Source organism: Streptomyces actuosus (assembly GCF_016921115.1).
Taxonomy (GTDB): Bacteria; Actinomycetota; Actinomycetes; order Streptomycetales; family Streptomycetaceae; genus Streptomyces; species Streptomyces actuosus_A.
Genome location: NZ_JAFFZS010000009.1, coordinates 66,773 through 89,081 on the forward strand (window position 1 = coordinate 66,773; position 22,309 = coordinate 89,081).

Annotated in this window: 19 protein-coding genes; 7 read left to right on the top strand and 12 right to left on the bottom strand. The window is 73.2% G+C overall.

What is annotated here, in order from left to right; genetic code table 11:
* Positions 1–68: 68 nt before the first annotated feature.
* Positions 69–2,366, bottom strand: a complete 2,298-nt coding sequence (locus JS756_RS14085) for an ABC transporter family substrate-binding protein (RefSeq protein ID WP_205383432.1) — start codon at positions 2,364–2,366, stop codon at positions 69–71.
* 297 nt (positions 2,367–2,663) lie between these two features.
* Here JS756_RS14085 and JS756_RS14090 point away from each other — a divergent pair, with 297 nt between their 5' ends.
* The 4 genes from JS756_RS14090 to JS756_RS14105 are packed head-to-tail and all read left to right on the top strand — an operon-like array spanning position 2,664 to position 6,574.
* A complete protein-coding gene (locus JS756_RS14090) occupies positions 2,664–2,951 on the top strand; it encodes an Rv0250c family protein (protein WP_205383433.1) in 288 nt (95 codons plus the stop codon).
* An 18-nt stretch (positions 2,952–2,969) separates the two neighbouring features.
* Positions 2,970–3,791, top strand: coding sequence for a succinate dehydrogenase subunit SdhC (sdhC, locus tag JS756_RS14095; protein ID WP_205383434.1), 822 nt, complete (start codon positions 2,970–2,972; stop codon positions 3,789–3,791).
* Positions 3,792–3,807: 16 nt separating this feature from the next.
* Positions 3,808–5,781, top strand: a complete 1,974-nt coding sequence (locus JS756_RS14100; RefSeq protein ID WP_205383435.1) for a fumarate reductase/succinate dehydrogenase flavoprotein subunit — start codon at positions 3,808–3,810, stop codon at positions 5,779–5,781.
* A gap of 19 nt (positions 5,782–5,800) precedes the next feature.
* Positions 5,801–6,574 (top strand): succinate dehydrogenase/fumarate reductase iron-sulfur subunit, encoded by a 774-nt coding sequence (locus tag JS756_RS14105; RefSeq protein WP_205383436.1) that lies wholly within the window; start codon positions 5,801–5,803, stop codon positions 6,572–6,574.
* 34 nt (positions 6,575–6,608) lie between these two features.
* Here JS756_RS14105 and JS756_RS14110 read toward each other — a convergent pair whose 3' ends face one another.
* Positions 6,609–7,706, bottom strand: a complete 1,098-nt coding sequence (locus tag JS756_RS14110; RefSeq protein WP_205383437.1) for a glycoside hydrolase family 18 protein — start codon at positions 7,704–7,706, stop codon at positions 6,609–6,611.
* A 231-nt stretch (positions 7,707–7,937) separates the two neighbouring features.
* Between JS756_RS14110 and JS756_RS14115 the strand changes: the two genes are divergently transcribed.
* Positions 7,938–9,722, top strand: a complete 1,785-nt coding sequence (locus JS756_RS14115; RefSeq protein WP_307790624.1) for a hypothetical protein — start codon at positions 7,938–7,940, stop codon at positions 9,720–9,722.
* Positions 9,723–9,978: 256 nt separating this feature from the next.
* Here JS756_RS14115 and JS756_RS14120 read toward each other — a convergent pair whose 3' ends face one another.
* The 6 genes from JS756_RS14120 to JS756_RS14145 all read right to left on the bottom strand — a co-directional run bounded on the left by JS756_RS14120 (position 9,979) and on the right by JS756_RS14145 (position 16,895).
* Positions 9,979–12,642 (bottom strand): SpoIIE family protein phosphatase, encoded by a 2,664-nt coding sequence (locus JS756_RS14120; protein WP_205383438.1) that lies wholly within the window; start codon positions 12,640–12,642, stop codon positions 9,979–9,981.
* Positions 12,643–12,913: 271 nt separating this feature from the next.
* Entirely contained in the window at positions 12,914–13,342 is a 429-nt protein-coding gene (locus JS756_RS14125) for an ATP-binding protein (protein ID WP_205383439.1), read from the bottom strand.
* A 363-nt stretch (positions 13,343–13,705) separates the two neighbouring features.
* Positions 13,706–14,131: a (deoxy)nucleoside triphosphate pyrophosphohydrolase gene (locus tag JS756_RS14130; RefSeq protein WP_205383440.1), complete on the bottom strand. Its 426-nt coding sequence runs from the start codon at positions 14,129–14,131 to the stop codon at positions 13,706–13,708.
* 31 nt (positions 14,132–14,162) lie between these two features.
* Positions 14,163–14,354, bottom strand: coding sequence for an SPOR domain-containing protein (locus JS756_RS14135; protein WP_205383441.1), 192 nt, complete (start codon positions 14,352–14,354; stop codon positions 14,163–14,165).
* Positions 14,355–14,778: 424 nt separating this feature from the next.
* Positions 14,779–15,531 (bottom strand): GntR family transcriptional regulator, encoded by a 753-nt coding sequence (locus JS756_RS14140; protein WP_205383442.1) that lies wholly within the window; start codon positions 15,529–15,531, stop codon positions 14,779–14,781.
* 176 nt (positions 15,532–15,707) lie between these two features.
* The gene (locus JS756_RS14145; protein ID WP_307790626.1) at positions 15,708–16,895 is read right to left on the bottom strand and encodes a DUF4190 domain-containing protein; all 1,188 of its coding nucleotides are present in this window, start codon (positions 16,893–16,895) and stop codon (positions 15,708–15,710) included.
* Positions 16,896–17,394: 499 nt separating this feature from the next.
* Between JS756_RS14145 and JS756_RS14150 the strand changes: the two genes are divergently transcribed.
* A complete protein-coding gene (locus JS756_RS14150) occupies positions 17,395–18,975 on the top strand; it encodes a S8 family peptidase (protein ID WP_205383444.1) in 1,581 nt (526 codons plus the stop codon).
* A 310-nt stretch (positions 18,976–19,285) separates the two neighbouring features.
* Here JS756_RS14150 and JS756_RS14155 read toward each other — a convergent pair whose 3' ends face one another.
* From JS756_RS14155 to JS756_RS38065, 3 genes are all read right to left on the bottom strand, one after another.
* Positions 19,286–19,747 (bottom strand): hypothetical protein, encoded by a 462-nt coding sequence (locus JS756_RS14155; protein ID WP_205383445.1) that lies wholly within the window; start codon positions 19,745–19,747, stop codon positions 19,286–19,288.
* A 187-nt stretch (positions 19,748–19,934) separates the two neighbouring features.
* Complete coding sequence (locus JS756_RS14160; protein WP_205383588.1) at positions 19,935–20,333, bottom strand: hypothetical protein; 399 nt, start codon at positions 20,331–20,333, stop codon at positions 19,935–19,937.
* A complete protein-coding gene (locus tag JS756_RS38065) occupies positions 20,240–20,554 on the bottom strand; it encodes a thioesterase domain-containing protein (RefSeq protein WP_368861098.1) in 315 nt (104 codons plus the stop codon). The genes JS756_RS14160 and JS756_RS38065 overlap by 94 nt, the downstream gene beginning before the upstream one ends.
* A gap of 49 nt (positions 20,555–20,603) precedes the next feature.
* Here JS756_RS38065 and JS756_RS14165 point away from each other — a divergent pair, with 49 nt between their 5' ends.
* The gene (locus JS756_RS14165) at positions 20,604–21,665 is read left to right on the top strand and encodes an IS630 family transposase (protein ID WP_205383446.1); all 1,062 of its coding nucleotides are present in this window, start codon (positions 20,604–20,606) and stop codon (positions 21,663–21,665) included.
* Positions 21,666–21,726: 61 nt separating this feature from the next.
* Here JS756_RS14165 and JS756_RS14170 read toward each other — a convergent pair whose 3' ends face one another.
* Complete coding sequence (locus JS756_RS14170) at positions 21,727–22,257, bottom strand: hypothetical protein (protein WP_205383447.1); 531 nt, start codon at positions 22,255–22,257, stop codon at positions 21,727–21,729.
* Positions 22,258–22,309 lie beyond the last annotated feature (52 nt).

Consider the following 22,309-nt stretch of genomic DNA (forward strand, 5'->3'; position numbering starts at 1 on the left):
CATGCCACGGCCTCACCCCATGTTACGTGGCCCTGCGGCGGGAGGCCTCCGCAGGGCCACGGGCCGCCTCAGTTCCGCGACGGGCTCGCCGACGGCTTCCCGCTCTTCTTCAGGAAGCCGATGTCCTCGTAGACCGGGGTCGCGAAGCCGAAGGCGCCTGCGTTGGCCAGGTCCGCACGGGCCGCGATCAGCTGGGGGCGCTGGAAGAGCGGGATCGAACCGGCCGCCGCCCAGATGCGGGAGTCGGCCTTGCGGATCAGGGACCGCGCCTCACTCTCGTCGAGTGTGCCGATGGCCTGGTCGAAGAGCTGGTCGACCTGGTCGGTGCCGACGCGGGTGTAGTTCTGCTCGACGGTCAGCGATCCGTCGGCGGCCGGCACGGGCTTGGCGTAGATGGGGCGGGCGTCGGTGGCCGGGAAGGGGGACGCGGGCCAGGAGTACAGGGCGAGGTCGTACTGGCCGTTGGCGATGTGGTCCTTGAAGTAGCCGTCCTCGGCCACCTTGGTGATCTCGGTGCCGATGCCGACCTTGTCCAGCATCCGCGCGATCCGGTCGGCGACCGTGCGCAGCGCCTCCGAGCCGGGGCCGGAGGGGACGACGAAGCGCAGTGTCAGCGCCTTGCCGTCCTTGGCCAGTGGCCGGGCCGCGGCACCCGCCGGGGCGGCCGTGCCCTTCGGGGCGTACGCGCCGGGCACCGCGCCGGGCAGGTGGTGCTTGTCGGCGTACTGGATGCCGTCCTGCGCCAGGTGCCGGCCGCCGTCCTCGCCGCTGGACGGTTTGTCGTCCTCGCCCACGATGTACGTGCCGTCGTCGTCACCCTCGGCTTCCGTGTCGCCGTCGCCCTTCTTCTCCCCCTCACCCTTTTCTCCCTTTTTACCCTTTTCACCCTCGTCTTTCTTTTCTTCCTTTTCCGTCTTTCCTTCGGCGGCCTCGTCCCCGCCGTTCCCGGACTTCTCCTCGTCCTTCTTCTTCTCGTCCTTCTCCGCGTCGGCTTTCCTGCCCTCGCCGCCCGCGGCCTTCTCGGTCTTCTTCTCCTCCTTGACCGTGCCGCCACGCACCCAGCCCGCGTCGGCGAGGAGGGCCTGCGCCTCGGCGGTGTCCTGGTCGCCGAGGGCGCCGCTGTTGTCGGCGTAGGCGTCCTGCCCGGACAGGGCCAGGTGGCTGCCGACCGGGACGGCCGGCAGACCGAGCGGCTTGAGGACCAGCTCGGCCAGCTCGCGGCGGTCCAGGGCGCGGGCCACGGCCCGGCGCACCCGCTCGTCGGCGAGCGGGCCGTCGGCGCCGTTCAGGGCGAGCTGGGTGTACGCGAGCTCGAAGGACCTGCGCACCTCGAAGCCGCGCAGCGCCTGCTGCCGCTTCTGCCACGCGGCGAACTCCTTGCGCAGTCGGGCGTCGTCGGCGTCCTCGTCGAAGCCGTGCGCGGCGGCCCAGGTGCGCAGGGCCTCGGTCGACGCGGCCTTGCCGGAGTCCAGGGGGCCCGCATTGCCGTGCGCGGCGCCGGTGAGGGTGCGGACGTCGGCGGGGTCGATCTCGGCGAGGTCGACGGTCCCGTCGGCCAGCGCTGCGGCCCGCTTGTCGCGCGGCACGGCGTGCAGCACGATCTCGGTCAGCTTGGCCGGCTCGCCCCACCAGCGCGGATTGCGGACCAGGACGACGTCCTTCTTCTTGCGGTCGACCTTCTCGACCTTGAAGGGGCCGGCGGTGACCTTGAGATTGCGCCGCGCCCCGTCGTTGAAGGAGTCCGGGGTACCCATGACGTCCTTGGGGTACAGCGGCGAGAACAGTGACCGCCAGTCGGCGTACGGACGGCTGAAGGTGACCCGGACCTGGAGGTCGTTGGCGCCCCGCTCCACCTTCTCGATGCGGTCGTAGCCGGCGTTGCGGGCGGTCCAGTACGCGGAGTCCTTGCCGGACAGGGCGCGCCACTGGGCGGCGAAGTCGGCGGCGCCGATCTCACGGCCGTCGCTCCAGACGGCCTGCTGGTTCAGCTTGTACAGCACCACCTGCTTGGGCTCGGTCTCGACGACCTCGGCGGACTCCAGGTAGTCGGCGTTGCGCCGGGCGCGCCCCTCGGCGTCCAGGCGGTACATCGACGGCAGGACGGCCTGGGCTACGCGGACGGTGGTGGCGTCGGCGTCGGCCTGGAAGGAGTTCAGCGTGTCGGGGACGGCGTCCACCGCCCAGCGCAGCGTGCCGCCGTCGGCGAGCTGGGCGCGGGCGGCCGGGGCGATGTCCTGCCCGGCCAGGGGCTTGCCGGCCTCGTCGTCCGCACTGCAGCCGGTGAGCAGGGTGACCGCGAGCGCGCCCGCGGTGAGGAAGGCGGCCGAGCGCAGTGCCGCGCGCGGATGGACGCCGTCGAGTGACATCTCAGGTACCTCCGGGAAGCCGCGGTCGAAGTGATCACGTTTGGCGGTATATGGAGCTGATCAGATCTTTTCGTATCTGTGCGGCCACTGAAGAGGAAAGGATCCTTCAACGCTGGGAGACACGGCGGCGGCAGGCACCAAGCCCACCCGTGCGGCGCAACACCCCGGGGGCCGCACCGGTGTGCCTCGGCCAATCGCTGCACGTCCCTTCCCAGCGCACGGCACGACGCGCAACACTCGCAGGCGCATGACCGTTGCCGCCTGGGGCCGCAGAGCCCGTGGAAGTGAGGTCACGTCATGTCCGTGCACGACGACCTGGCAGCCGTGCAGCGCTGCCTCGACGATCTGACGCGGTCGGTGGGACGGCTGGAGCAGCAGCTCGGCAACGGCGGACTGGAGATCCGCCGGGTCCGCACCGACACCGACCATCTGCGCGAGAGCGTCGCCCTGCTGCGGCAGGCCGCCGCCCCGGCCGAGCCGAAACGGCCCGACCTCGTCACCATCCCCGACACGCCGTACGACACCTCGTTGTGGCAGGACTCGGACGACGAGGGTCTCGGCGCCCGCGACCGGCACGCACCCTGACCCCGACCGGAGTCCACCGTGGCCACTGGTACGGAACCGCATCCGCAACGCGGCGGCGTGCACAACCCCACGCGCGCCGCGATCACCGCCCGTCACCTGCGCACCGACCGCTGGTGGCTGGCGCCCGCCGCCACCGCGGCCGGGCTGCTGGCCTTCGTCGTCTACTCGACGTGGCGGGCTTTCGCCGACACCGACTACTACGCGGCGCCGTACGTGTCGCCGTTCTACTCGCCCTGCCTGGCCGAGAACTGCCGGAGCATGCCGCACGGCCCGAACGCGGACCTGTTCGGCAGCTGGTGGGGGATCTCCCCCGCGGTCATCGTCCTGATCTTCCCGCTCGGCTTCCGCCTGACCTGCTACTACTACCGCAAGGCCTACTACCGGGGCTTCTGGGCCTCCCCGCCGGCCTGCGCGGTACCCGAGCCGCACCGCAGGTACACCGGTGAGACGCGCTTCCCGCTGATCCTGCAGAACATCCACCGGTACTTCTTCTACGCGGCGCTCCCGGTAGCCGGGGTGCTCACCTACGACACGGTGCTCGCCTTCCGCGACGAGGACCACGCCTTCGGCCACATGGGGCTGGGCAGCCTGGTCTTCCTCGTCAACATCGTGCTGATCTGGGCGTACACCCTCTCCTGCCACTCCTGCCGGCACATCGTCGGCGGCAAGCTCCGGCACTTCTCCCGGCATCCGGTGCGCTACCGGATGTGGCGCGTCGTGGGCCGGCTCAACGCCCGGCACATGCTGCTGGCCTGGGCATCGCTGCTGAGCGTGGCCCTCGCCGACTTCTACGTGTATCTCGTCGCGTCCGGCGTCTTCGACGATCCACGCTTCTTCTAGCGGAGTGGAGCTCTTGGTGACAGCGGTGGAACGGCAGGAGTGGGACGTCGTGGTCGTCGGCGCCGGCGGAGCCGGGCTGCGCGCCGCGATCGAGGCACGTGAGCGGGGCGCCCGAACGGCGGTCATCTGCAAGTCGCTGTTCGGCAAGGCCCACACGGTGATGGCCGAGGGCGGGATCGCCGCGGCGATGGCCAACGCCAACGAGCACGACACCTGGCAGGTGCATTTCCGCGACACCCTGCGCGGCGGCAAGTTCCTCAACCAGTGGCGGATGGCGGAACTGCACGCGCGGGAGGCCCCGGACCGGGTGTGGGAACTGGAGACCTGGGGCGCGCTGTTCGACCGCACGGAGGACGGCCGGATCAGCCAACGCAACTTCGGCGGCCACGAGTACCCACGCCTGGCGCACGTGGGCGACCGCACCGGCCTGGAGCTCATCCGCACCCTCCAGCAGAGGATCGTGGCGCTGCAGCAGCAGGACCACCGGGAGACCGGCGACCACGAGTCGCGCCTGAAGGTGTTCCAGGAGTGCACGGTCACCCGGATCCTGAAGAACGGCGACCGCGTCTCGGGGGTCTTCGCCTACGAGCGGGAGAGCGGGCGCTTCTTCGTCCTCCAGGCACCGGCCGTCGTGCTCGCCACCGGCGGCATCGGCAAATCCTTCCAGGTCACCTCCAACTCGTGGGAGTACACCGGCGACGGCCACGCGCTGGCCCTGCTGGCCGGGGCATCGCTGCTGAACATGGAGTTCGTGCAGTTCCACCCGACGGGCATGGTCTGGCCGCCGTCGGTGAAGGGGATCCTCGTCACCGAGTCGGTGCGCGGCGACGGCGGGGTGCTCAGGAACTCCGACGGCAGGCGGTTCATGTTCGACTACGTCCCGGACGTCTTCAGGGAGAAGTACGCCGAGTCGGAGGAGGAGGCCGACCGCTGGTACGAGGACCCGGACCGCAACCGGCGTCCGCCCGAGCTGCTCCCCCGCGACGAGGTCGCCCGCGCCATCAACGCCGAGGTGAAGGCCGGCCGGGGATCCCCGCACGGCGGCGTGTTCCTCGACGTGTCGACGCGGATGCCGGCCGAGGTCGTCAAGCGGCGGCTGCCGTCGATGTACCACCAGTTCAAGGAGCTGGCGGACGTCGACATCACGGCGGAGGCGATGGAGGTCGGGCCGACCTGCCACTACGTGATGGGCGGTGTGGCCGTCGACTCCGACACCGCGGCGGCGCACGGCGTCGCGGGTCTGTTCGCCGCCGGTGAGGTCGCGGGCGGCATGCACGGCTCCAACCGGCTCGGCGGCAACTCGCTCTCCGACCTGCTGGTGTTCGGCCGCAGGGCCGGGCTGCACGCGGCCGGGTATGCGGCGGACCACGCACGGGTGCCCGTGGAGGACGCGCAGGTGTCCGCGGCGTCGGCGGAGGCCCTCCGGCCGTTCTCCGCCGGGGCCGGCGAGACCGCAGGGGCGACCGGGGCGACCGCGGCGGAACCGGGTCCGCCGGAGAACCCGTACGCCCTGCACCGGGAGCTCCAGCAGACCATGAACGACCTGGTCGGCATCATCCGCCGCGAGGAGGAGATGATGCAGGCCCTGCATCGGCTGGCCGCGCTGCGTGTCCGGGTCCGCCGGGCCGGTGTGGAGGGGCACCGCCAGTTCAACCCGGGCTGGCACCTGGCCCTGGACCTCCGGAACATGCTGCTCGTCAGCGAGTGCGTGGCGCGGGCGGCTCTGGAGCGCACCGAGTCGCGCGGCGGGCACACCCGCGAGGACCACCCAGGGATGGACCGCACCTGGCGTGCCGTCAACCTGCTGTGCCGGCTGACCGGTCGGGCGGACGACGGACCGGTGCGCGGCCCGGCCGGCGACGGCGATCCCCTGCCTGGTGCGATCGAGCTCGTCCGCGAGACCACCGACCCCATCCGCCCGGACCTGCTCGCCCTCTTCGACAAGGAGGAGCTGGTCAAGTACCTGGCCGACGAGGAGCTGTACGAATGAGCAGCGAGGAGCGGCACGCATGAGTGGCTACGAGGCGCGTTTCGCGGTGTGGCGCGGTGACGCGGACGGGGGCGGCCTGGAGGACTTCCGCGTCGAGGTCCACGAGGGGGAGGTGGTCCTCGACGTCGTCCACCGCCTCCAGGCGACCCAGGCGCCGGACCTGGCCGTGCGCTGGAACTGCAAGGCGGGCAAGTGCGGTTCGTGCTCCGCCGAGATCAACGGCAGGCCGAGGCTGATGTGCATGACCCGCATGTCGGTGTTCGACCGAGAGGAGACGGTGACCGTCACCCCGCTGCGGGCCTTCCCCGTCGTCCGCGACCTGGTCACCGACGTCGGCTTCAACTACCGCAAGGCGAGGGAGATCCCGGCGTTCGTGCCGCCCGCCGGCCTCGCGCCCGGCGAGTACCGCATGATGCAGCGGGACGTGGACCGCTCGCAGGAGTTCCGCAAGTGCATCGAGTGCTTCCTGTGCCAGGACACCTGCCACGTGGTCCGCGACCACGAGGAGAACAGGACGGCGTTCGCGGGACCGCGCTTCCTGATGCGGGTGGCGGAGCTGGACATGCACCCGCTGGACGCCGCCGGGGAGTCCGGCCTGGACCGCAGGCGCACCGCCCAGGAGGAGCACGGCCTCGGCTACTGCAACATCACCAAGTGCTGCACGGAGGTGTGCCCCGAGGGCATCCGGATCACGGACAACGCACTCGTCCCGCTGAAGGAGCGGGCCGTCGACAGCAAGTACGACCCGCTGGTGTGGCTGGGCTCGCGGATCAGGAGGAGGCCGTCGCCGTAGCGGGCCCGCGGCCGGGCCCGGCCGCGGGCCCGGTTCACCCCACCCAGCCGTCCCGGTAGGCCGTCCAGTCCGCCTCCGTGGCGGCGAAGTCGACGTACAGGGCGACCCCGAATCGGGAGCGGTCGGCATCGGTGCGGGACAGTCCCAGGCGGACACCGCGGACGGCGGCGGGGACGGTCTCCGCCGAGCCGCGGTGGCCGAAGGTGTCGTCGGTGAAGAAGGGCAGGCCCATCAGCAGGTCGGTGGTGGGCGGGGTGACCTCCAGGGCGAGTGAGGTCTGCTCGGCGACGTAGCCGCCGTAGGTGCTCTGCCACTGCTGCATGGTGTCGTACGACATCACCGCGATCTGGTCGACGCGACGTGCCACCTGCCCGAAGAAGGCCTGCGACCACCACTTGGGGTGGTCGAAGAGCGCGCCTGCGGCCGAGTGCAGTCCGGGCAGCGGGTCGATCTGGTGCGCGGCGACGGACAGGACGGCATGCCGGGCGGTGGTCTCGCGGTGCAGCGCGTCCAGCAGGGAGAGGTAGTTCCGGTCGCCGGAGTGCAGGGGCTCCAGGTCGAAGTGGACCCCGTCGAAGCCGGCGTCGAGGACGTCACGGGTGGAGCGGAGCACAGCCGCCCGCGTCGCCGCCCGTTCCAGGTGCATCCCTTCCGGTTCCTCCGGGGCCAGCACGTCCCCCAGCCACGCCTGCACCCGCACCCCGGGCAGTGCGCGGTGCACGGCCGCGACGAGCCGGGACGCCCTCGGAAAGGCCGACGTCGGCAGGGTGCCGTCGTGCTCCAGCGGCCCGGCGTGGACGTACAGGTCGTGGATGCCGGTGCTCTCCAGGCGGCGGGCGAGGGCGGCGACGTCGGCGTCGCCCTTGCGTCCGTCCACCCAGGCATGACCCAGCCAGATCGCGTCGCGGCCGCGGGTGAGGGTGCCGTCGGCCGGGTCGCCCCGGTAGTTCAGGCGCAGGGCGATCTGGGTGGCGAGCACGGGCACCAGGAGGACGAGGACGAGCGCGAGGGCTGCGCGCCGGGCCCAGCGGGCCCAGCGCCTGCCCTTGCGGGGCCCCTCCGGCCCGTGCAGGGCCGGTGGGGCCCCCTCCTCCCCGTCCGTGCCGATACCGGCCGTCACTGTCTGCTCCATCCCCCGCGTCCCCGCCTCTCGCTCTTCGGACTCTCCGGCGTCCCCGGCGTCCCCGGCCGTCCGGCTTACCGGCGGCTCGGTCCCCCGGCTCCCCGGCGTCCCGGCTCCCCGGGTGGCCCCGGCTCGGACGTATCCCGCTCGCGCCCCCACAAACACCGCCATACGCTCCCACATGTGACATCGTCCAGGAGCCGGAACCGCCCGCGGCGGCGATCCGCCTCGCACATACCGGTGCGAGTCGCGCACACCGTGCTGGGTGGCACGGCCGCACTGGTGTGGTTGGTGCTTCCAGGGACGACGTCGCCGTCCACCCCTCCGGTTGCGGTCGCGCCGCCCGGGCCGTCCGCGAGCGCCGCCGGCACCGCAGCAGCGCAGCAGGACGAGACGGACCCCGCCGACCTCGTACTGCCGTTGCTGGTCGTCGGCGCGGCGGGGGCCGCCGCCGGATACGCCTATGTGCGTCGCACCCGGCGGGCACGAAGGCGCACCACGCCCCCCGCGCGCCCGCCAGACTCGGGCGGAACGGCCACCGGGCCCCGGACCCGGCCGGCGCAGTCCGCCGCCGGGGAAGCCGTCCCGCCGGCGGACGCCGTCACCCCCGCGGGCCCCGTCGTACCGTCCCGGCCGTACGAGCCCGGCCTCGGCGAACTCGACCGGCAGGCCTGCGCGGCACTGGTGGAGGCGGACGACTGCGTGCGCGCGGCGCGCGAGGAACTCCCCTTCGCCGAGGCCGCGTTCGGCGCCCAGGCGGTGGAGCCGTACGTCCGGGCGGTGCGGGAGGCCCAGGGTGAGCTGACGGCGGCGCTGCGGATGCGCCGTCGGTACGACGACGGGGTGCCTGCGGAGGAGGCGGCCCGCCGTCAGGCCCTCGCGGGGATCGTCGGGCGGTGTGCGGAGGCCGGGCGCCGGCTGGACGCGAAGGCTCCCGGCCTCGACCGGCTCCGGGCACAGGAGGAGGCCGGTGCCGCGCTCGGTGTGGCGGAGACCCGGTTCAGGGAGCTGACCGGCCGGACCGCGGCCGCCCAGGCGACCCTCGACCGGCTCGGCGAGCAGTACGCGCCCGCCGCGAGCGCGGACGTCACCGGATACGTCGAACAGGCCAAGGACCGCCTGGTGTTCGCCACGGCCCGCCTCAACCGGGCCCGCCAGGCGGCGGATCTGGGGGACACCGCCGCGGCTGCCGCCCACCTGCGCGCGGCCGAGGGCGCCGTCGCCCAGGCAGACGTCCTCGTCGGCGCCGTCGAGCGGCTGGCCGGGGACCTGTCGGGGGCGGAGGGGATGGTCGGTGCCGCGCTCACCGGCGCGGAGGCGGAGCTGGCGGCGGTCCGCGTGGCGCACCCGGCCACCGCACCCGGCGAACGCCCGGCGGGCGCAGAGACGGGGACGGAGACGGAGCGTCCGCCCCGGGCACCCGGCACACCGCCGGCCGGCCCCGGTACGCCGGGCGAGCCGGGTTCCGCCTCGCCCGGTGGGCCCGCGCACGACCTCCCCCCGGGGGAACTGCGCTCCCTGGTGATGCACGCCGACGCCGTACTGGCCTCCGTACGGCACGAACTGACGCGTGGGCGGCCCTGGGACCCGCCGGCCCTGCTGCGCCGCATCACCGTCGCTCTCGCGCCGGTCGCGAGCGGCCGGGCCGGAGTACTGCCGGCCGCCGCGCGGCTGACCGCGGGCAGCGCCGTCGCGGCGGCCGAAGGCTTCGTCGCCACACACCGGGGCGCGGTGGGAGCCCCGGCCCGCACCCGGCTGGCGGCGGCCGGGGACCTGCTCGGCTCCGCCGGCCTCGCCGAGGTGGTGCACGCCGACGTGCTCGCCCGGCAGGCCCGGGACCTGGCCGAGCAGGACGTGCGGCTGCACGGCACACCGTCCGCGGGCACCGTCGAGGACGTACTCGGTGCCGCGGGCGCGGTGCTCGGCGGGATCCTCCTGCCCGGGGGCACACCCGCGTCGTTCGGGGGGCCGCGGACGCGGGGCCGCCGCACGGGTCGGCCCGACCCGCCCGGTGAGGAGGGCTGAGCGCGCCGCCGGAGCAGCCGCGGACGGGCCGTGGCCCGTCCGCGGCACCGTCGTGGCCGGTCGCGCGTTTCCCCGCGCCCCTGGGTGGACGCTGCCGCTGCGGCAGCGGGCTTCCCCCGGCCCGCCGTTCCCACGGCAGGCGGGTCCGAGCGGTTCCGGGCCCGGCTCTCGCCCTCCGCCCCGCTCGCGTCACCCCCGGCCCGTGGGCCGGGGTGCGGCCGGCCGGGCCGCCACGGGGTCCGGCGCGGACGCCGGGTCAGAACAGGCTCAGCAGCGCCTCGGCCGGGTCGGTGAGCACCGACTCGCCGTCCGGCAGGGGCAGTTCGAACCACACCGTCTTGCCGCGGGGGGTCCGGCGGGAGCCCCAGGCCGCGGAGAGCAGGCCGACCAGTTGCAGGCCCCGGCCGCCCTCGTCGGTGTCGCGGGCGCGCCTGCGTCGCGGCTGGACCAGGCCCGAGTCCCACACCTCGCACACCAGCGTGCGGTCGAGCAGCAGGCGGAGCCTGATCTCGCCCTCGCCGTACCGCAGGGCGTTGGTGACCAGCTCGCTGACGAGCAGCTCGGCCGTGTCGACCAGCGGCTCGAGCTCCCAGGACAGCAGCTGTGCGCGGGCGGACTCGCGGGCGCGGCCCACGCTGCGCGGTTCGCGGGGCAGCAGCCAGTCGCCGACGGACTCGGCGGGCAGGCCCTGGACGCGGGCCATGAGCAGGGCGATGTCGTCCTCGCCGTGGTGGGTGTCGAGGGTGTTGAGGACGTGGTCGCAGACGTCCTCGAGCGGGTTGGAGGGGTCGGTGAGCGCGCCGACGAAGGCCTGCAGGCCCTCGTCGAGGGGGTGGTCGCGGGATTCGACCAGGCCGTCCGTGTAGAGGGCGAGCAGCGCGCCCTCCGGCAGTTCCACCTCGACCTCCTCGAACGGCTCCCCGCCGACGCCGAGCGGCATGCCCGGCGGCACGTCCAGCATGAGCGCCGACTCGCCGGGCTCGACGAGGACCGGGGGGAGATGGCCGGCGTTGGCGAAGGTGCAGCGGCGGGTGACGGAGTCGTAGACGGCGTACACGCAGGTCGCCAGGTACACCTCGGACAGGTCCGCCTCGCGCGGGCGGCGGGCGGCCCGGGTGGCCTGCTGCACGCCGCCGGGGGCGCCCAGGCCGCGGGCGATCTCGTCCAACGCGGAGAGGACTTCGGCGGGTTCGAGGTCGAGCAGCGCCAACGTCCTCACGGCGGTTCTGAGTTCACCCATCGCGACCGCCGCGCGCAGTCCACGGCCCATGACGTCGCCGACCACCAGTGCCGTTCTGTGGCCGGGCAGTTCGATGACGTCGAACCAGTCGCCGCCGACCTCGCTGGGCCGCCCGGTGGACGCGTTGCCGGGCAGGTAGCGGCAGGCGATGTCCAGGCCGGACGCCACCGGGTCGCCCGGCGGGAGCAGGGACCGCTGGAGTATCAGCGCCCGCTCGTGCTCGCGCCGGTACAGGCGGGCGTTGTCGATGCAGACGGCGGCGCGGGCGGCCAGTTCGACGGCGAGGTCGCGGTCCCGGTCGCCGAAGGGCTCGCTGCCCTTCGTCCGGGCGAACTGGGCCAGTCCGACGACGGTGTCGTGGGCGACCATCGGCACGGCGAGCGTGGACTGCACCAGGCCGCCCTCCTCGCCGGGGACGTTCCGCGGACGGGCGGTGCGCAGCGCGTCGGCGCAGGGCGAGTTGAAGGGGTAGTGGTGGACCGAGCCCAGGGCCATGGGCCCGCCGGAGCCCCGGAACGGCGCGTCGGCGACGGCGCTGGCGAAGGCCACGCGGCGCAGTTCCGCGCTGCCGTCGGCGAGTCCGGGCGCCGTCTCGTCACCGCTCAGGAGGCCCTGGTAGAGGTCGACGCTGGCCAGGTCGCAGAAACCGGGGACGACGACGTCCAGGAGTTCGCGTGCGGTGGTCTCCAGGTCCAGGGAGTTGCCTATCCGGGCGCCGGCCTCGTTCAGCAGGGCGAGGTTGCGGCGGGCGGCGGCGGCCTCGCGGGCGGCGGCGCGGCGGGCGGTGATGTCGGTGCCGAGCCAGGCGATGCCGATGGGCCGTCCGGAACCGCTGTGCACGCGGTAGAGGTTGATCGACCAGTGGCGGCGTTCGGCGGAGTCCGGGACGTGCCCGGTGACGTGCATGTCGGTGATGGAGTCGCCGGTCTCCAGGACCCGCCGCAGGGTGGCCGAGACCCGGTCGGCCTCGGGGCGGGGCAGGTAGTCGTGGACGCCCTTGCCGCGGTGGTCGTCGGGGCTGCCGCCGAAGATGGAGGCGAACCGGTGGTTGGCCCGGCGCACTCTGAGGTCGGTGTCGATGAGCAGGAAGCCGAACGGTGATTGACCGAAAATCGCCTGCGAGGCGGCGAGGTCGGTCTCGATGCTGCGCAGGGTTCGGACGTCGACGACGATGCACACGGCGGCCTTCTCGCCGCCCTTGTTCCGCGTCGGCATGACGTAGACCTCGGCGAGCCCGTCCTCGCCGCGTCCGCCGCCCTCGGGATCGGGCATCCGGAAGGGGACCACGCCCGTCCACTCGCGGCCGTCGAGGATCTCGGCCATCCTGCGCTGGCCGTTCTCGCGCAGGTCGGGGTCGACGAACGCCTCGACGGGGTCCATGCCGACGGCGCGGTCGGCGGTGATGCCGAAGATCTGCTCGGCGCGCAGGCTCCACTGGTCCACGAGCCCGTCGGGGCCGATGGAGAAGGAGGCGACCCTGATGTAGTCGTAGATGGAGCCGGGCGGGCTGCTCTGCCAGACGGGTTCGCCCGGCCCCCGGCCGCCGCCGCCGGCGGCCGTGTTCCCCGCCGCACGGGCCAGTGCCTGCGTGACGTCCGAGGCGAGTGCGCCTGCGGCCGCCGTCCTCGCGCCGTCCGACGGGTCCTCGGACTCCGTGGCCTTCGCTGGTATCTCGCTCACGCGAACCGTCCCCTCCAGCTCACCGCGTCCGGCACCGGTCACCGGCGGCGGCTGCCCGCAGTATCCAGCACTACGGCGCCGCGCAACACGGTGTTCACGATCACAGCACGGTCCAGGCTTTTTCCGGACCGCGCTGCGAGAACACTTCCCGTCTTCTAACCAGGGGACACGGCTTCGAATCACGCGCGACGGCAATCTCCGGTGGCCGAATCGCGATGCCCGACGGCGTCACGGGCCGTGTACACCCGGGCCGCTCCGACATGCCCCCGGTTCACCCAGGGATCTTCAGTTCGAACCACACCGTCTTCCCGCCCTCCCCGGGCCTGGTGCCCCAGCGGTGCGCGGCGGACGCCACCAGTTGCAGACCCCGGCCGCTCTCGTCCTCGGGCTGGGCGGCCCGCTCGCGCGGCGGGTCGGGCAGCGGGTCGGAGACCTCCACCAGCAGCACGTTCCGCGCCCCGTCGGGGCGCACCAGGCGGAGGCCGATCGGGCCGGTGGCGTGGCGCAGGGCGTTCGTGACCAGTTCGCTGACGAGGAGGGCGGCGACGTCACCGACGTTGTCGAGGCGCCAGGCGGTCAGCCGGCTCCGCACGGCGGCACGCGCGGTCCGCACGGAACCCGGCTCCGCGGGAAACGTCCACTCGGCGCAGTCGCCTTCGGTGTCGATCACGCCGATCACTTCCCAGGCCAGCGGGTCCACCCCTGTCCGATTTCTGGGGTTAATGGGGACATACCCGATATCAGGAGGGCGGTACCGTCAGGGAGAGCGCACTGTGGCACAAACGGCGTACCGGAAGCACGCCCGCATCGCCCCCGGCGCACGCCACGACACGGCTCCCCTCGGCGCGTGTCGCAGCGCCCCGGCTCGCTCCGGCGCGCAAGGCATCGCCCGTGGGGCGTCCACGGACGGCGACAGGGGGCGCCGGAGGTCGGGGGCGGCACGAACACCCACCGGTGCGGCCCGGCAACGCCACCGGCGCGCCCCCGTGGACTCCGGCACGACTCCGTGCGGCACAGCCCGGTCGTGCGCGGATCGGTCGCGGTCGGTCGTGCGCGGCCGGGGTCAGCGGGGGTCGGGGCGACGGGGTGTGGGGCCCAGCCGTGCGGCCACCTCACGGACCGCGGGTACGTCCTGGTCGAGCCAGTCCACGTCCCAGAGTTCGCCGGGCGTGAGCCAGCGCAGCACGTCGTGGTCCTGGAGGGGGTGCGGCGTGGCGGATCCGGGCAGCAGGCGGGCGGTCCAGACCGTGAGCACGTACGGCGCGCGCAGCGGCCACTCCCCCGGCACCCGCTCGACGACCTCGGCGGTCACACCGAGTTCCTCGTGCAACTCGCGCTCCAGGGCGACCTCGGGGAGCTCACCCGGCTCCACCTTGCCGCCCGGCAGTTCCCAGCGGCCGGCCAGGTCCTCGGGCGCGCTGCGGCGGGCGGCGAGGAGTCGGCCGCCGTCGAGGAGGGCGGCCCCCACCACCATGATCCGTTCGCTCATGGGCCGGAGCCTACGCCCACCACCGTGCAGGTCAGTTGCGGGTGGCGTCGCCGTTCTGCCCGATCCGCTCGACCCAGTAGAGCTGCTTGTGGCCGCGGCTGTCGAGGCTGTCGGCGATCTTCTGGGCCTCCGCCCGGGTCGCATACCGGCCGACGCGATAGCGATTGCCGTTGTCGTCCTGCCTGACGACGAGCCAGGGAAGGGAGACCACGCTGTCGTTCATCGCCCCTCACCGCTCCTTCCCGCCTCGGTCCGGCCACGCCCCGCCCGCGGCCCGCGCCATGCCTCGCCCGCTAAGGAAACCGCAATCCGCATATGCCCGAGCCTACGCCTCACCTTCACGCAGCGAACACGCCTTTTCACAAAGAGGTACGCAACCGGCCAGTACGGAAGGGGCGCACGACATCGCACGCGCCGTGCGCGCAGGACACCTCCCCCGTTCGGAGGCGTGCCGGGCACACCGGGGACGACCTGCGAAGACGACCGAAACACAACGGCACGGCAGAGGCGCACGCGCCCGAACGGGACGGGGGGCTGCCCAGGGCGACTGCCGCGGGGTGGTGCGCCACCCCACGCCAGCGTGTGACATGTCACACGGCCGGGGGTTGTGGTGCGCCGCCCCCGGCCTTCCCTTCGGCGGTCCGCGCCTACTTCACCGGCAGGTGGTACGCGACCCGGAAGCGGTCGGCCGGGATGACCACGTCGGCCGTCTCGACCGGGCGGCCCGAGGCGTAGTAGGTGCGCTGGACGACGAGCACGACATGGCCGGGGACGCCGCCGAGCGTGAGCAACTCCTCGGCGAGGCCGGGTCTGGCGCCGACCTCCTCGGTGACGTTGTCGACGATGACGTCGATCGCCCGCATGCGCTCGACGACCCCCATGCCGCCGAGCGGCCCCTCCTCGGGGAGCATCACGGGCGTGCGGCCGGTGACGGCGAGGGGCTCCCAGGAGGTGGAGAGCATCATCGGCTCGCCACCCTCCCGGAACAGGTACCGGGTGCGCATCACGCGCTCGCCGGCCTCGATGCCGAGCCGCTCGGCGACCGCGGCGCTCGCCTCGGCCTGCTCGCTGCGCGACTCCCAGGTACCGCGCGCCTCGGCGTCGGCCTGCTCCTGCCGGAACGGGGTGGCCCCGGTGGCCGGGCGGAAGCCGGAGCGGGCGACCCGGCGCGGCACGGGCCGCTCGCGCACATACGTGCCCGAGCCGGAGCGGCCCTCGACCAGCCCCTCCGCCATGAGCACCTTGCGCGCCTCCAGGGCGACGGTGTCCGAGACGCCGTACTCCTGGCGGATGCGGGCCTGGGAGGGAAGACGGGTGTGCGGTGGCAGCAAGCCGTCGACGATCTTCTTGCGGAGATCACCCGCGACGCGCAGATACGCCGGCTGCTCACCGAAAGTCACTGGCCGCTCCCATCAGCTTGTACAGACAGCAACAGCGTGGCAACCGACCGTTGTGCCGGGCAAGTAAAGGCCAGAGAATCACTCGATGTGATGACTTGTGCCGGGGGAAGGCTTTACCCAGGCACTTTCTCCCCGCTATGGCCTCGTTCACACGTCCGCGGGAACGCGCGCCGCATTCACACCGCGAGGCCGCCGCCGGCCGAGGCACCGCCCTCGCCGCCGCGCCGCTCGCCGGCACCGTGGTCGCCGAACCATTTCGGCGGGGTCGTGGTGAGCCCCAGGGCACGGCGGGCGCCGACCGTGGAATCGGCGTCGACGGACTCCCAGCCCTTGCCGCAGTGGGCGGCGAAGGTGTCCGCGTCCGTGGCCGCGGCGGCCCTCGCCCACTCGTCGCGGGCGGTACGGAGGTCCTTGAGCCAGGCGGCGACGGGGCCCTCGGCACCGGTGGACCAGGCGTGCCCGCGCAGCGCCGTGAGCTGCGCGGAGAGTGCGCCTCGGACCTCGCCGGCCCAGGCCCGACGGGCCTTCAGGTCGCCTCGGGGGGACATCTCGGGCTCCTCCCCCAGGGCGTCGTCGACGGCTGACTGGGCCCGCAGAAAGGCGAGTTGGTCGCCGTCGAGGGTGGTCGCGTCCAGGCGCAGCGAGCCGACCAGGCCCTTGCCCTCCTGCGCGCCACCGAGGACGCAGGCCACCGAGCGGTCGCCGTACCTCCAGGTGTCCTCGGTCGGACCGAGGTAGAACACCTCGACGTCGTCGGTGACGGCCCAGGCGTCCATGACGTACTCGCCGATGTGCGCGGAGCAGGCCTCGTCGGCGGCGTCGCTCACGGCGGCGCGGCCGGGGAAGGAGGAGCCGCCGGTCATCGTGAAGGTGTGGAACACCTCGCCGTCGTGCTCCCCGGCGCAGGGCACCTCGTCGATGTCGTACAGGTCCCCGTCGCCCATACCGCCGGGCGCGACGTAGCAACGGCCCTCGACGAGCGTCGAGTCGGTGCCGACGGACACCCCCTCCCGGAAGCCGTCCCACAGGTCGGTGGCGGCACCCGTGGCCAGTGCCGCCGCCCACAGCGCGAGTCCGATCGTCGACAGCACGGCCCCGACGACCGCCATGGCCGTGCCCCGCTCGCCCCTGCGGCGGATCTGCACCAGCGCGATCACACCCAGCACCAGCCCGAGAGCGGGGATGCAGCACAGCAGGCCGAGGACGAGGGCGGCGATGGCGACGCCGTTGACCGGCGCCGGCCGGTTGATCGGGCTGTAGCCCTGCGTCCACGGCTGGTACGGCGGACCGTAGGAACCCGGCGCCTGGTACGGGCCCGGCGCGGCAGGGGGCTGGTGGGGCCCGGGGGGCGGCGGTATGGACACGGGTGCCGTGCTCCTGTGTTCGTGGGTGCGGGGCGAGGGGGTCGGCGCGCGAGCGGCGGGAACTGACGTACGACTGGCCGCATCGTAAGGGGGGCGGCGAACACCCGCGGAAGGCCGGTCGCGCGGGGCGGCGTCCCGAACGCCGGGATGGAGGGCGACACACGGGGCGGCGACGCATCGGCGGAGTCCCGGAGTGAGGACGGGGGACGAGACGGGGACGAGGCCGACGGCCCGCCCGCGGCCCGGAGGGTCGTGGCCGGAACCGGCCGGGCCCGAACCGGCCGGAACGGCGACGAAGCGGGGGGAACGCCCCGGTGGAACCGTCGGACGCACCGGGCACCGGTGCCGGCCGGCGTCCCGCACGGGGGTGCGCGGTCGGCCAGGTCCGCGCAAGACCCCTTGTGCACTTCCCGTGGAAGCCCCACTCTCTCGACTGACGCACAGTCGAGGCAGACAAATTTGACATGCCCACGCCATCCCCACGAGGAGGACCCCTCACATGGCAGTGACGCGTCACACCGGCCGAAGACTGGCCGCACTCGGCACCGCAGCCACCGCACTGCTGGCCGCCGGCCTCGCCTCCGCCCTCCCGGTCGCGGCCGCCCCCGCGGCCCCGGAGGGCCGGATCCAGTACGAGGGCGCGGCGAACGCCGTGGCCGACAGCTACATCGTCACCCTCCGGTCCACCCGGGCCGGCTCCGCCGCCGGCCGCTCGCTGGCCACGAAGTACGGTGCCGCGATCGAGCGGACGTACGCCACGGCCCTCAACGGCTACGCGGTCTCGGCCTCCCCGACCGAGGCGAAGCGTCTGGCCGCCGACCCGGCCGTCGCCTCCGTCGTCCAGAACCGCACGTTCCACATCGACGCCACCCAGCCCAGCCCGCCGTCCTGGGGCCTGGACCGCATCGACCAGGCGAACCGCCCGCTCGACGGCTCCTACACCTACCCGGACTCGGCCGGGCAGGGTGTGACGGCGTACATCATCGACACCGGCGTCCGCATCACCCACAGCGACTTCGGGGGCCGCGCCTCCTACGGCTACGACGCCGTCGACGACGACAACACCGCCCAGGACGGCCACGGCCACGGCACCCATGTCGCGGGCACCGTGGCCGGCTCCTCCTACGGGGTGGCCAAGAAGGCGAAGATCGTCGCCGTGCGGGTGCTGAACAACTCCGGCTCCGGCACCACCGACCAGGTCGTCGCCGGCATCGACTGGGTGGCCCAGCACCACTCCGGCCCGTCCGTCGCCAACATGTCCCTCGGCGGCGGCGCGGACTCCGTCCTCGACACGGCCGTGCGCAACGCCATCGCCTCCGGTGTCACCTTCGCGGTCGCCGCGGGCAACGACGGTTCCAACGCGTCGAACTACTCGCCCGCGCGCGTGAGCGAGGCCATCACGGTCGGCGCGACGACGTCGAGCGACTCCCGCGCGAGCTACTCCAACTACGGCTCGATCCTCGACCTGTTCGCACCGGGCTCGTCCATCACCTCGGCCTGGAACAGCAGCGACACGGCGACGAACACCATCTCCGGTACGTCGATGGCGACACCGCACGTCACCGGCGCCGCGGCGCTGTACCTCGCCGATCACCCGACGGCGACGCCGTCGCAGGTCGGCAGCGCCCTGGCCGACGCGGCGACCGGCGGCGTGGTCTCCGGTCCCGGCAGCGGCTCGCCCAACCTGCTGCTGAACGTGGGGTCGGGCGGCAGCACACCCCCGCCACCGCCCTCCGGCGACCGGTTCGAGAACACCACCGACCACGCGATCGACGACTACTCCACCGTCGACTCCCCGATCACCGTCAGCGGCGTCCCGGGCAGCGCCCCCTCCGACCTGGCCGTCGAGGTGCACATCCGGCACACCTACATCGGCGACCTGCGCGTCCAGCTCATCGCGCCGGACGGCTCGGCCTACCTGCTGAAGAACTACGGCACCGGCGGCAGCGCCGACGACATCGACACCACGTACACCGTCGACGCCTCTTCGGAGAGCGCCGACGGCACGTGGCGGCTGCGCGTGAGCGACGACGCCTGGTTCGACACGGGCACGCTCGACGCCTGGGCGCTGCAGTTCTGACGCCCTGAACACCGAACGCGGCCCGGGACACCCGTCGACGGCGGTGTCCCGGGCCCGCTTCTCCCGGGCGACGGCCTCGGCGCGGCCCCGGTCCGGATGGACGGGGACGGCGGAGGCGCCGTCCCCGTCGAGCGGCAGGCGCAGCGGGGGTCGCCTCCGTGGCCGGGGCCTGCAGGCCGCGCGCGGCCTCGGCGGGATCCCCGGGCCGGCTGCCGCCGCGGCCCGCCCGGACACCGCGGTCCGGCTGCGCGGGGCGAGCGCCGCAGGGATCCGCCCGCGGGCCTCGCGGGCCGCTCGTGGACGCGCCGCATCAGCCCCCCGCCTCCACGGGCTCCTCCGGGGACTCCTCCAGAGGAACGTGGGGAGGCGCGTACGGGGGTGCCTCCGCGGTACCGAGCGGCGCCGGCGCCCCCGTGCTCCGCTGCGTGCTCTCCCGCGCCCCGAGGGCGTCGCTCTCCGAGTCCGGCCCGTATCCCCGCCCGACCTCGATGTCCGCGCCAGGCCTGCCGCCCGCAGACGGCGCGGCGCCCGGCCGCGGCACGGCCGCCACGGCGTCCATGGCCTCCGCCCGGTCCGCGCCGTCCGGACCCGGCACGTCGTCCGCTGCGCCCGAAGGGCCTCCCGGGTCGCCGCCCACCGCCAGCCGGGCCTGCTCCTCCTCCACGATGCGGCGGGCCAGGGCCGTGTCCGAGACGTCCAGGGCGTCCGGAGTGGACTCGGCGACGGCGCTGCGCCGCGCATAGGCGTCGAACAGGCGGGACGTTCCTGCCAACAGCCGCCGAATTGTCAGTCACCGCACTGTCAGCGGTCACGGTGCGAGGAAGGCCCGCGGAGAGGTGACGGACAGCCGTCGTCGGCCGATGGCCCACCTCTCCGCGGGCTCGCTCACTCGTCGAAGGCTGAACCCGCCAGCTTCTCGCCGACCGCCTCCCCGATCAGCCTGAGGGCCTCCGGCCCCATCAGCTCGTCGTGCGTGCCAGCTCGCGGACGTCCATCTTCTCGGTGACGTACGGCGTCCACAGCTCGACTTCCGGCGCGGACTGGGGGCGTCCTCGTACCGCCCTGACAAACAGCACCTCTCCGTCGAAGCTGCCAGGAGCGTGCTCGCTGTCGATCACCATGTTGTTACGGGTCACCCGGCCCACCCTCGCCAGTGTCTCGGCGTCGAAGTTCCCGAACAGCCCGCCCTGCTGGCCGAGGAGTTCCGCGGTGCTGCTCGCGGTCAGCGGACCTGCGGCCGGGTCGGACTCGGCTCCGGCGTACTTCAACAGCTCACCGAACAACTGCTCGTCCGATGGCACCGTGGACGTCTCGCCGCGCTGGGCCGGGTAGGAGTCGAGCATGGCGAGCAGCTCCACTCCTCGCCCGCCTTCCGCAGCTGTACGGCCATGGCGTGCGCGACGACTCCGCCGAACGACCAGCCGAGCAGGTGGTAGGGCCCCGATGGCTGCACCTCGCGGATGCGGGCCACGTAGTCGGCCGCCATGTCCTCCAGCCTCCGCGGCAGCTCCTTGTCGCCGCCCATCCCGCGCGCCTGCAGCGCATAGACCGGGTGCTCGGCCGAGATCTCGTGCAGCAGTCCGGCGTATTGATCCGAAACGGTTTGGGTTCTGGGTCGTTGGTGGGGTGTGAGCGATCTGGTGGGGGACGCGCGGCATCTGTCGCCGTCGGCGCAGGAGGCCCTGCGACTACGGGCGGTGGCCGCGTTGGTGGCGGGCCGGGACCGTGAAGACGTGGCGGCAGTCTTCGGCGTGTCGCTGAAGGCCGTCGACAAGTGGTGGGCGAAGTGGCAGGCCGGCGGCCGGGAGGCGCTGGTCATGCGCCCGCGGGGCAGGCCGGTCGGGGTGCACCAGGTGCTCGGGGAGGCCGAGCAGGCCGCCCTGCGGCAGGCGGTCCTCGACCACCGCCCCTGTGACATGGGCTTGAGCGGGCAGCTGTGGACGCGGCGGCTGATCGGTGACCTGATCGCGAAGCTGTACCGGGTGCGGCTGACCGAACCGGGGGTGGGCACGTACCTGAAGCGCTGGGGGCTGTCCTTCCAGCGCCCGGACAAACGGGCCGTCGAACAGGCCCCCGAGGCCGTCCGGCGCTGGCACCAGGAGACCTGGCCGAAGATCCGCGCGAAGGCGAAGGCCGACGGCGGTGAGATCCTCTTCGCCGACCAGGTCGGCATCCGATCCGACCAGGTCACCGGCCGCACCTGGGGAGAGAAGGGGAGGACGCCCGTGGTGCGGCGGAGCGGGAACCGGTTCTCGGTGAACGCGATGTCGGCGATCAGCACCAAGGGCCGGATGCACTTCATGGTCTTCACCGAGAGCTTCACCGCGGAGGTGATGTGCCGCTTCCTCGGCCGGCTGGCCGGCCACTTCGACCACAAGGTCCACCTCGTCGTCGACGGACACTCCGCCCACCGGTCCAAGAAGGTGCGCGGCTGGCTCGCCGCCCACCCCGACGACGTCGAGCTGCACTTCCTGCCGCCGTACTCGCCCGAGCTGAACCCCGACGAGCTGGTCAACGCCGACCTCAAGCACAGCCTGCCCCGGCAGCACCGAGCCCGCGACCAAGTCGAACTCGCCGCCGAGACCCGCCGCTTCTTCCGCCGACGCCAGCGCCAGCCACACATCGTCCGCGGCTACTTCGGCGGCCCACACGTCCGCTACGTCCTGGACGAGAACCCCATGAGTTTCTGATCAATATATACATGCCAAGGAGTTCGTGCAGATGCGTCTGCGCGGAGGGTCCTGCTGCCGCTCAGCGGTGCCCGAGCACCCCTTGCAGCGCGGGAGCTGAGGTGGTGCGCCGCCGGTAATACGCGATCGCCGACACCGCGAGGAGCGGAGCCCAGGCAAGCAGCGGGGTGTAGCAGACGGCGAGGAAGACCGTCTGGGCCCTGGTGTCCGTGAGAACGCCGTCCGCCAGATTGCCCCCCTGAACGAAGCCGACCAGAAGGCTCAGAGCGAAGAGCACGAACGACCCGACGAGCGCCGGGACCACCGCCGCGAGCGGACGCACCGGCCGGCCGCCGATCAGCGGGATCCAGCGCGGCACGACCTCACCCCACGGCTGCACCAGGCCGAGTGTCAGCAGGGCAAGCCCCTCCGTGACCGCCGTCAGAACCAGGACGTACGCCACGCCCCAGCCCGTGTGTAACGGCTGCGATGTCACCGGGAGCCCGGCGGCCAGGGCGAGCCGCCACAGGCTCGAGGGCAAGGTGAGCAGCGGTACGGCGTAGGCGGTGCGGACTGCCCAGCGCGGTACGCCCGAAGCTGTGTTCTTAAGCATGTGATCCACTTTCGTCCCTGCGGCGCCGCCGCGCATCAGCCTGTGGGTTCAT

What these genes read in the sequence shown, in the direction of transcription:
- JS756_RS14150 (WP_205383444.1), top strand. Translation starts at nt 17,395, where the DNA reads ATGGCAGTGACGCGTCACACCGGCCGAAGACTGGCCGCACTCGGCACC.
- JS756_RS14105 (WP_205383436.1), top strand. Translation starts at nt 5,801, where the DNA reads ATGAGTGGCTACGAGGCGCGTTTCGCGGTGTGGCGCGGTGACGCGGAC.
- JS756_RS14130 (WP_205383440.1), bottom strand. Translation starts at nt 14,131, where the DNA reads ATGAGCGAACGGATCATGGTGGTGGGGGCCGCCCTCCTCGACGGCGGC.
- JS756_RS14135 (WP_205383441.1), bottom strand. Translation starts at nt 14,354, where the DNA reads ATGAACGACAGCGTGGTCTCCCTTCCCTGGCTCGTCGTCAGGCAGGAC.
- JS756_RS14090 (WP_205383433.1), top strand. Translation starts at nt 2,664, where the DNA reads ATGTCCGTGCACGACGACCTGGCAGCCGTGCAGCGCTGCCTCGACGAT.
- JS756_RS14110 (WP_205383437.1), bottom strand. Translation starts at nt 7,706, where the DNA reads ATGGAGCAGACAGTGACGGCCGGTATCGGCACGGACGGGGAGGAGGGG.
- JS756_RS14170 (WP_205383447.1), bottom strand. Translation starts at nt 22,257, where the DNA reads ATGCTTAAGAACACAGCTTCGGGCGTACCGCGCTGGGCAGTCCGCACC.
- JS756_RS14085 (WP_205383432.1), bottom strand. Translation starts at nt 2,366, where the DNA reads ATGTCACTCGACGGCGTCCATCCGCGCGCGGCACTGCGCTCGGCCGCC.